This is a genomic window from Stenotrophomonas sp. B2 (assembly GCF_014947095.1).
Taxonomy (GTDB): Bacteria; Pseudomonadota; Gammaproteobacteria; order Xanthomonadales; family Xanthomonadaceae; genus Stenotrophomonas; species Stenotrophomonas maltophilia_P.
Genome location: NZ_JADCQA010000012.1, coordinates 137,967 through 146,140 on the forward strand (window position 1 = coordinate 137,967; position 8,174 = coordinate 146,140).

General features: G+C 68.9%; 7 protein-coding genes. 3 read left to right on the forward strand and 4 right to left on the reverse strand.

What is annotated here, in order from left to right; all coding sequences use genetic code 11:
• Positions 1-30: 30 nt before the first annotated feature.
• Positions 31-717: a dethiobiotin synthase gene (bioD, locus tag IMX13_RS14925; RefSeq protein ID WP_193396642.1), complete on the forward strand. Its 687-nt coding sequence runs from the start codon at positions 31-33 to the stop codon at positions 715-717.
• Positions 718-751: 34 nt separating this feature from the next.
• Here bioD and IMX13_RS14930 read toward each other — a convergent pair whose 3' ends face one another.
• The 4 genes from IMX13_RS14930 to msrB all read right to left on the reverse strand — a co-directional run bounded on the left by IMX13_RS14930 (position 752) and on the right by msrB (position 5,447).
• Positions 752-2,194, reverse strand: a complete 1,443-nt coding sequence (locus IMX13_RS14930) for a PLP-dependent aminotransferase family protein (protein WP_193396643.1) — start codon at positions 2,192-2,194, stop codon at positions 752-754.
• Positions 2,195-2,347: 153 nt separating this feature from the next.
• A complete protein-coding gene (gene msrA, locus IMX13_RS14935) occupies positions 2,348-3,085 on the reverse strand; it encodes a peptide-methionine (S)-S-oxide reductase MsrA (protein ID WP_053518286.1) in 738 nt (245 codons plus the stop codon).
• 14 nt (positions 3,086-3,099) lie between these two features.
• Positions 3,100-4,869, reverse strand: a complete 1,770-nt coding sequence (locus IMX13_RS14940) for a cytochrome c biogenesis protein DipZ (protein ID WP_053518288.1) — start codon at positions 4,867-4,869, stop codon at positions 3,100-3,102.
• Entirely contained in the window at positions 4,869-5,447 is a 579-nt protein-coding gene (msrB, locus tag IMX13_RS14945) for a peptide-methionine (R)-S-oxide reductase MsrB (protein ID WP_053518289.1), read from the reverse strand. Before msrB ends, IMX13_RS14940 begins: the two co-directional genes overlap by 1 nt.
• A gap of 143 nt (positions 5,448-5,590) precedes the next feature.
• Between msrB and IMX13_RS14950 the strand changes: the two genes are divergently transcribed.
• Both IMX13_RS14950 and IMX13_RS14955 read left to right on the forward strand, forming a co-directional pair.
• Positions 5,591-6,310 (forward strand): response regulator transcription factor, encoded by a 720-nt coding sequence (locus tag IMX13_RS14950; RefSeq protein ID WP_053518291.1) that lies wholly within the window; start codon positions 5,591-5,593, stop codon positions 6,308-6,310.
• Complete coding sequence (locus tag IMX13_RS14955; RefSeq protein WP_065175368.1) at positions 6,307-7,782, forward strand: HAMP domain-containing sensor histidine kinase; 1,476 nt, start codon at positions 6,307-6,309, stop codon at positions 7,780-7,782. The genes IMX13_RS14950 and IMX13_RS14955 overlap by 4 nt, the downstream gene beginning before the upstream one ends.
• The last annotated feature ends 392 nt before the right edge of the window (positions 7,783-8,174 follow it).

The window sequence follows — 8,174 nt, forward strand, 5'->3', positions numbered from 1 at the left end:
GCACGCTCTGTTGCCTCGCTGGAGCCTTTGATGCCGTTGCCCGCTGCCCTGCCATCCGCGCTGTTCGTCACCGGCACCGATACCGAGATCGGCAAGACGGCGGCCAGCACCGCGCTGCTGCACGCCCTGCGCCGGCGTGGCCTGCGAGCGGTCGGAATGAAGCCTGTGGCCAGTGGCAGCCAGGATCTGGGGCAGGGCCTGCGCAACGAGGATGCGCTGGCGCTGCAGGCGGCCAGTCGGCCGGTACCGGACTACGTCGACGTGAATCCCTATGCCCTGCGGCAGCCGATCGCTCCCGAACTGGCGGCGGCCGAGGACGGGGTGGACATCGCCCTGGCACCGATCGTCGCCGCGTTCGAGCGCCTGCGTGCCACCGCCGACGTGGTGGTCGTGGAAGGCGTAGGGGGATGGCTGGCGCCGGTCTCCGCCCACCTGGACCAGCTCGACATCGTGCGGGCACTGCGTCTGCCGGTCGTGCTGGTGGTCGGCCTGCGGTTGGGCTGCGTCAATCACGCGAGGTTGACCGCGCACTCCTTGCAGGCCAGCGGCGTGGAGTGCCTGGGCTGGATCGGCAATCACATCGATCCGGCCATGCAGCGCCAGGACGAGAACGTGGCCACGCTGGTGCAGCGGTTGCCGATGCCATGCTGGGGACGGCTACCGCACCTGCCGGGCGCCGATGCTCAGGCCCTGGCGATGCACCTGCATGAGGGCTGAGTTCCCGTAGAGCGGAGCCTGCGACCCGCTGCGATCAACCGGCCGCGAGCTCCCGCGCGAGGGCGCCCAGGCGCTCCACGGCAGCGATGAAACGTGCGTCGAAGGTCTGGCAGCACGACAGCCGCAGGCAGTGCCGGTAGCGCGGACCGCGCGAATACACCTGGCCGGGCATGAACACGATGCCCTCTTCCAGCGCCCGCTCGAACAGTGCGCGGGTGTCCACGCCCGGCAGTTCCAGCCACAGCAGGAAGCCACCCTGTGGTTCCGTGGCGCGTGTGCCGAGCGGGAAATGCTCGGCCACCAGCTGGCGCAGCCGTCCCACCTGCTCGCGATACAGGCGCCGCATGCGGTGCAGGTGATGTTCGTATCCGCTCCCCTCCAGGTACGCGGCCACGGCATCACCCAGCAGCTGCGGCTCGCCGCCCGTGGACTGGAACTTCAGCAGGGCGATGCGTTCAGCGAAGCGCCCGCCGTCGAGCCAGCCGATGCGATAGTCCGGGGCCAGCGTCTTCGAGAAACCGCCGACCACCATCACCCAGCCGTCGCGGTCAAAGGCCTTCAGCAGCGGCGCAGGTGGCTCGCAGAACTGCAGTTCCGCGTACACGGCATCCTCGATCAGCGGCAGCTGCCGCGCGTTGACCAGCTCGGCAAGACGCTGCTTGGCCGCCACCGGCATGGTGCAGCCCAATGGATTGTGCACGGTCGGCATCAGCACCAGCGCGGCCAGCGGTGTGTGCTCCAGCATCGCCTCCAACGCATCGACGTCCAGGCCCTGTTGCGGATGCGTCGGCAGTTCGATGGCCTGCAGGCCCAGGTTGGCCAGCAGCGGATACAGGTTGAAGTACGACGGTGCTTCGATACCCACTGAATCGCCGGGCTGGGTCACCGCACGCAGTGCCAGCTGCAGCGCCTCCATCGCACCGTGGGTCAGCAGCAGGCGATCGCTGTGCGTGTGCAGGCCCATGCGCGGGCCGCGCCGCACGATCTGCGCAAGCAGCCGCGGCGAGCCATTGGGGCGTGCGTAGGTTTCGACCGTCTGCTGGCCGTGGCGCAATACCTGGGCGGTGTGCCGGGCCAGCTGGGCGCCAGGATAGAACTGGCGCCCGCGTGGCCCGGCGAAGGCGAGGTCGATCACCCCGGAACGGCGTTGCGCCTCCAGCACGCGTGCCATCAGCACCTGCTGCAACGGCGCGGTGGGGGCCGACGGCGCATCGCGCAGCGACCGTTGCGGCACTGACAGTCGCGGCGCCACTTCGAAACCTGCCTTTGGCCGCGGAACCACCAGGCCGGCGTCTTCCAGCTGGCGGTAGGCGGCGATCACCGTATTGAGGCTGAGCTGACGCTGTGCTGCCATCTGCCGCAGCGATGGCAGGCGGCTGCCGACCGGCAGGCGCCCTCCCTGGATGGCCTCGGCCAGCTCATCGGACAGCCGCTGGTAGCGAGGAGCGGACGCGCTGCTGCGTTGATCTGTATCCATCGGTTCCGGCCACATCTGGTGCTGTACCCATGAGGATTCCGAGCCTAGCATGTCCTCGTCGGCAGGGCCTGATCGGTGCCCGCCGATATTTCAAGGGCGCGCGGCTGGATGGCCGCGCGCCCCTTTTTTTGCATGGGCTGGCGCACCATGCAGTCAACGCATCGGCACCAGCACCGGATCCCGGCGATACAGGGCAGGGAATTGCCTGCCCAGTGCCGCCAGCTTCGGAGCGTCGTAGTAGCGGATATAGGCGGCCTGCGGATAGTTGCTCATGTAGTTCTGGTGGTAGCTCTCGGCCGGATAGAAGCGCTGGCCGCTCCCCACCTGGGTGACGATGGGCGCGCGATAGCTTCCGGCCTGGCCCAGCTGGGTGATGTAGGCACGGCTGGCCGCCTGCTGGCGGGGATCATCGACGAAGATCGCCGAGCGGTACTGGCTGCCATGGTCCGGGCCTTGCCGGTCGAGCTGGGTCGGGTCATGCACCACCGAGAAGAACACCTGCATCAGCTGGCCGTAGCTCACCTGGCGCGGGTCGTAGTCGACCTTCACCGCCTCGGCGTGGCCGGTGCGTCCGCTGCTGACACGCTCATAGCGCGCATCCGCCGCGCTGCCGCCGACGTAGCCCGAGACTGCGTTGCTCACGCCCTTGACGTGCTGGAACACGCCCTGCACGCCCCAGAAGCAGCCGCCGGCAAACACTACGCTGGCGTGCGTGCCGTCATCGCGGAATGCGGCTTCACCGGTGGGCGCAGGCAACACCTGCACCTGTGCGCTGCGCTCGAGCGGCGCGGCGATGGCACCGTGATCAACCAGCAGTACCCCGGCAATCAGTGCGGTAGCGACCAGCCCGGCAATGCCGGCGGCGATCCCCTGTTCGAATGAAATCTTCATCGTGTCCTCCCGGATCAACCGAAGGTGAAGGCGTAGGCCTGGGCGCCGGCATCGAGGAATTCGATCTCGAAGCGGTGTGGCGCGACGGCGCCGCGCTGGCGCACCAGCTGGTACAGACGGTGTTCGTCGATCACGCCGCTGCCATCGCTGCCAACGTCGCTGCCGGCGTCGGCCGCGGGCAACGGCCGACCATCCAGCCAGACGCGGAAGCGCACCGGCGTGCCGTCCTGGCGTGGCGCGAGCACCAGATGCAGATCGCGGGCATGGAACTGGAAGGCGATGCGTCCTCCGGGCTGCTGCAGCCGTGCCGCCTCGTCGTCGATGATCCAGCGGCCGGACAGGCCCCACTGGTTCAGCGCCAGCGCGGGTGGCAGCGCGTAGTCGAATGCCGTGTCCGCACGTTGCCCGCCTGGCGAGGCGAACTGCTCGGCGCGCGCATGCCCCAGGTAGGTCTCCGGCGAGCGCAGGTTGCCCATGTCCGCCTGCGCGGCCACGCCCTTCAGGTCCGCTGCGGCCGGATCGGCCGGCGGTGGCAGCCGGGTCTGGCCGGCTTCGGCCAGCAGGCGGCGGATCACCTGCTCCGAACGCGCATAGTTGCCCTCGCCGAACTGATGGCCGCGGATGTTGCCCTGCGCATCGACGAAGTAGTGGGCGGGCCAGTAGCGGTTGTTGAACGCACGCCAGATCGCGTACTGGTTGTCCAGCGCGACGGGATAGTCGACCTTCAACTGCTGCACGGCCTTCATGACGTTGCGCGGGTCGCGTTCGAAGGCGAACTCGGGGGTGTGCACGCCGATCACCACCAGGCCGTGATCGCGGTAGCGCCGCTGCCACTCGTGCACGAACGGCATCGCACGCAGGCAGTTGATGCAGGAATAGGTCCAGAAGTCGATCAGCACCACCTTGCCGCGCAGCTGGGCGGCGTCCAGCGGTGGGCTGTTGAGCCAGCCGGTGGCGCCGTCCAGGGCGGGCAGCGTGCCTTCCACCGGCAGCGGTGCCTCGCTGCCTGCAGTGGCCGGGCCCATCATCATCATCGGTGGAGCGGAAGGCTGCGCGCCGGGTACCGCATCGAGCAGGCCCTGCTCGATACGCGCGGTGCTGACGGTGGACAGCCGGGTCAGCAGGCCGGTGTCCCAGCCCAGGGCAATGGCCACGACCGCCAGCAGCGCAGCGACGCCGAGCACGCGGCGGAGCAGATTGCCCAGCCCCAGCCGTGCCTGCAGGGCGCGGAACACCCGGCCGCCGATCCAGACCGCCAATGCCAGCGCGGTGACCGCACCCAGCGCGTAGGCAAGCAGCAGCGTACTGGTGCTGGCGCTGGCGCCATGCAGCGCAGCCCCGGTCAGTACCAGGCCAAGGATCGGGCCCGCGCACGGGGCCCACAGCAGGCCGGTGGCGATGCCGATCAGCAGCGACGTCCAGGCACCGCCGCGCCCGGCGGCATCGGCAGCGTCCGCGCGTGCGCTCAAGCGCGCGCCGACACGCTGCAACGGCGCCAGCAGATGGTCTGCCAGTGCGGGCCACAGCAACGCCACCGCGAACAGCGCCATCAGCAGCAGGGCGATCCAGCGACCGATCTGGTTGGCCTGCGCCACCCACTGGCTGCCGACCGCCGCCAGGCTGGCGACGAGGGTGAAGGTCAGCGCCATGCCCAGCAGCAGCGGCAGGGTGCTGCGCAGGAACGGGCGGTCAGCACGCGCGAATACGAACGGCAGCACCGGCAGGATGCAGGGGCTGAGCAGGGTCAGCACACCGCCAAGATAGGCAAGCAGCAACAGCAGCATCATCGGGCTCCAGAAGCAGGGGACGATCCCACCGGCACGCGCCATCCCGCATCGCTGTCATGCGCGGCAGGTCCGGGCTGGAAGGCCAGCGCCGCGCCGTTCATGCAGTAGCGCAGGCCGGTAGGGCGTGGGCCGTCGTTGAAGACATGGCCCAGATGGCCGCCGCAGCGGCGGCAATGCACTTCCACCCGCAGCATGCCAAAGGTGACGTCGCGGTCCTCACCGATAGCGTTGTGCAACGGTGCCCAGAAGCTGGGCCAGCCAGTACCGCTCTCGAACTTGGTGGACGAAGAGAACAGCGGCAGCGCACAGCCGGCGCAGGTGAACGTGCCTTGCCGGTGTTCCTTGTTGAGCGGGCTGCTCCAAGGGCGTTCGGTCGCCTGCTGGCGCAGCACTGCGTACTGGGCCGGGGTCAGCCGCTGGCGCCAGTCAGCATCACTGCGCATGATCTCGAACTGTCGCGCAGGGCGCGTTTCTGCTGCCGCTGGCGCGGCGCGGCTGCAGGCCCCGAGACCGAGCAGGCCGGCGGTGGTGGCGATACCGCCCAGACCCAGCAGATGGCGGCGGGTGAGGGGCATGGCGGACTCCGGGAAGGGGCGACGGGGCCATGCTGCGCCTGCTCCGGTCAACGAATCCTCACGCAGGATTCAATTTTTCGTGAGGTATCGGCGGCGATCCCGCGCCACAATGCGCTCAGCCTCCCCCCTGGCCCGAGCTGCCGATGTCCCCGAAACGTGTCCTGATCGTTGAAGACGATGCCCACATCGCCGACCTGCTGCGCATGCACCTGGGCGATGAGGGGTATGAGGTCGCCCACGCCGACAGCGGTGATGGCGGGCTGCGCCTGCTCGAACAGGAAGGCCCGTGGGACGCGCTGGTGCTGGACGTGATGCTGCCCGGTGTCGATGGCCTGCAGGTCTGCCAGCGCGCACGGGCGATGGCGCGCTATGTCCCGATCATCATCATCAGTGCACGCGGCAGCGAAACCCAGCGCATCGTCGGCCTGGAACTCGGCGCGGACGATTATCTGGCGAAGCCATTCTCGATGCCGGAGCTGGTGGCGCGCGTGCGTGCCCTGCTGCGTCGCGCCGAGGCCATGGCGCAGAACGCGCGCATCGATGCCGGTGCCATCGAGCTGGGAGGACTGCAGCTGGATCCGGTCGCGCGTACTGCCGACGTGGATGGCAAGCCGCTGGAACTCACGCCGCGCGAGTTCGACCTGCTGCTGTTCTTCGCACGCCATCCCGGCCAGGTGTTCGCGCGGATGGAACTGCTCAACCAGGTCTGGGGCTACCAGCACGATGGCTATGAGCATACGGTCAATACCCATATCAACCGGCTGCGCAGCAAGATCGAAACCGATCCGGCCAACCCGCGGCGGTTGCTGACGGTCTGGGGCCGGGGCTACAAGCTGGTGGACCCGGCCGGGGCGGCGGCATGATCCGGCCGAACCTGTGGCAGAAGCTGGCGGCGGTGATCGCGGCGCTGATGCTGATGTGCTGCATGGCGCTGCTGGCGCTGCAGATGCGCTCGAACACACGGCACGAGCAGGAAGTCGTGCAGCGGCTGTCGCTGGGGCTGGCCGAGCACATCGCGCAGCGCAGTGAGCTGATGGATACCAGCGGCATGCGCGATGCGGCGGTGCGTGCGCTGTTCGGGCAACTGATGGCGGTCAACCCCAGCGTCGAGGTGTACCTGCTGGACGACCAGGGCCGCATTCTCGGCCACGACGCACCCAGCGGGCACCTGATGCGCAACCGCGTGGACGTGGCACCGCTGCGCCGTCTGCTGGCGGGCGCGCCGCTGCCCATCCTGGGCGACGATCCGCGCAGTAGCGAGGGTCGCAAGGTGTTCAGCGTGGCGCCGCTGGTGGTGCAGGGGCGGCAGGCCGGCTACGTCTACGTGGTGCTGGTGGGCGAGCACCGGCAGATGCTCGCCGACGACCTCGCCGCCAGCAACCAGTGGAACACGACCTTGTGGTCGGTGATGCTGGTGGGCAGCCTGGGCCTGCTGGCCGGGCTGGTGGCGTTCTACTGGGTGACCCGGCCGCTGCGCCGCCTGACACGTCGCATCCAGGCATTCGACATCGATGCGCCGACGCCGCTGCCGCCGCCCGGCCCGCTGCGGCCGGGCGAGCGCGATGAACTGGTCATCCTCGAACATGCGCATGCGCAGATGGCGCAGCGGTTGGGTGAGCAGTGGCAGCAGCTGCGCCAGCAGGACCTGCAGCGGCGCGAGCTGGTGGCCAACATTTCGCATGATCTGCGCACGCCGCTGTCTTCACTGCATGGCTACCTTGAGACGATGGCGTTGAAGGACGCGACGCTGTCGCCGGAGGAGCGCCGGCGCTATCTGGGTATTGCCCTGGCGCAGAGTGCGAAGGTCGGGCGATTGGCGCGCGCGCTGTTCGAGCTGGCACGCCTGGAACACGGCGAGGTGCGGCTGGAGTGGGAGGTGTTCGCGCTGCCCGAGCTGCTGCAGGACGTGCTGCAGAAGTTCGAGCTGGCGGCGCAGGCGCGCGGCCAGCAGTTGCACGCGGATTTCCCGCAGGGGTTGCCGCTGGTACGTGCGGACCTGGGTCTGGTGGAGCGGGTGCTGACCAACCTGCTCGACAACGCCCTGCGCCATGCGCCGGAGGGAGGGCGGATCGAGGTGCGGCTGCGCGCGGTGGCTGACAGCGTGGAGGTGATCGTCTCTGATGACGGTCCCGGCGTTGCTGCTGCGGTGCGTGCGCAGCTGTTCCAGGCGCCTGCTGCGTTGGGGGCGCGACGGGGCGAGAACGGTGGCCTGGGGCTGCTGATCGTGCAGCGTATCGTGCAGCTGCATGGCCGCAGCATCGCGCTGCGCGACAGTGAGGCAGGGGCGACGTTCGTGTTCGAGCTGCCGCGGGCGGAGTCGGCGGCGGTGGCCTAGGCGCAGCTGGTTTCCGGGTGGCGGTGTTTGCCCCTTCGCGCAGGTATGTGCGTTTTTCCGTGTGGCGCCGGGTGGATGCCCTTGCGTGCGAATGTCCCCCGGCGCCGGCCGGTTGCCGTCACCTCCTCCTTTACTTCGCACGTAAGGGCATCCAACCGGCGTTGAGGGGTTATCGGCACGCAGCGGTGTGCGGATGACGGCACCGTGCTGGTGGGCAGGTGGGACACGTCCGGGTGTGGTATCCGCACTGGCATGGGATCGCTCGGTTGAGGCTGCCTGTGCGTGTGTTCGTTTTTCCTGTGGCGCCGGGCGGATGCCCTTGCGTGCGAATGTCCCCCGGCGCCGGCCGGTGGCCGTCACCTCCACCATTACTTAGCAAGCAAGAGATCGGA

Excerpts from the sequence above, each read along its gene's own strand:
- IMX13_RS14950 (WP_053518291.1), top strand. The coding sequence starts at position 5,591 with ATGTCCCCGAAACGTGTCCTGATCGTTGAAGACGATGCCCACATCGCC.
- IMX13_RS14930 (WP_193396643.1), bottom strand. The coding sequence starts at position 2,194 with ATGGATACAGATCAACGCAGCAGCGCGTCCGCTCCTCGCTACCAGCGG.
- IMX13_RS14955 (WP_065175368.1), top strand. The coding sequence starts at position 6,307 with ATGATCCGGCCGAACCTGTGGCAGAAGCTGGCGGCGGTGATCGCGGCG.
- bioD (WP_193396642.1), top strand. The coding sequence starts at position 31 with ATGCCGTTGCCCGCTGCCCTGCCATCCGCGCTGTTCGTCACCGGCACC.
- msrA (WP_053518286.1), bottom strand. The coding sequence starts at position 3,085 with ATGAAGATTTCATTCGAACAGGGGATCGCCGCCGGCATTGCCGGGCTG.
- IMX13_RS14940 (WP_053518288.1), bottom strand. The coding sequence starts at position 4,869 with ATGCTGCTGTTGCTGCTTGCCTATCTTGGCGGTGTGCTGACCCTGCTC.
- msrB (WP_053518289.1), bottom strand. The coding sequence starts at position 5,447 with ATGCCCCTCACCCGCCGCCATCTGCTGGGTCTGGGCGGTATCGCCACC.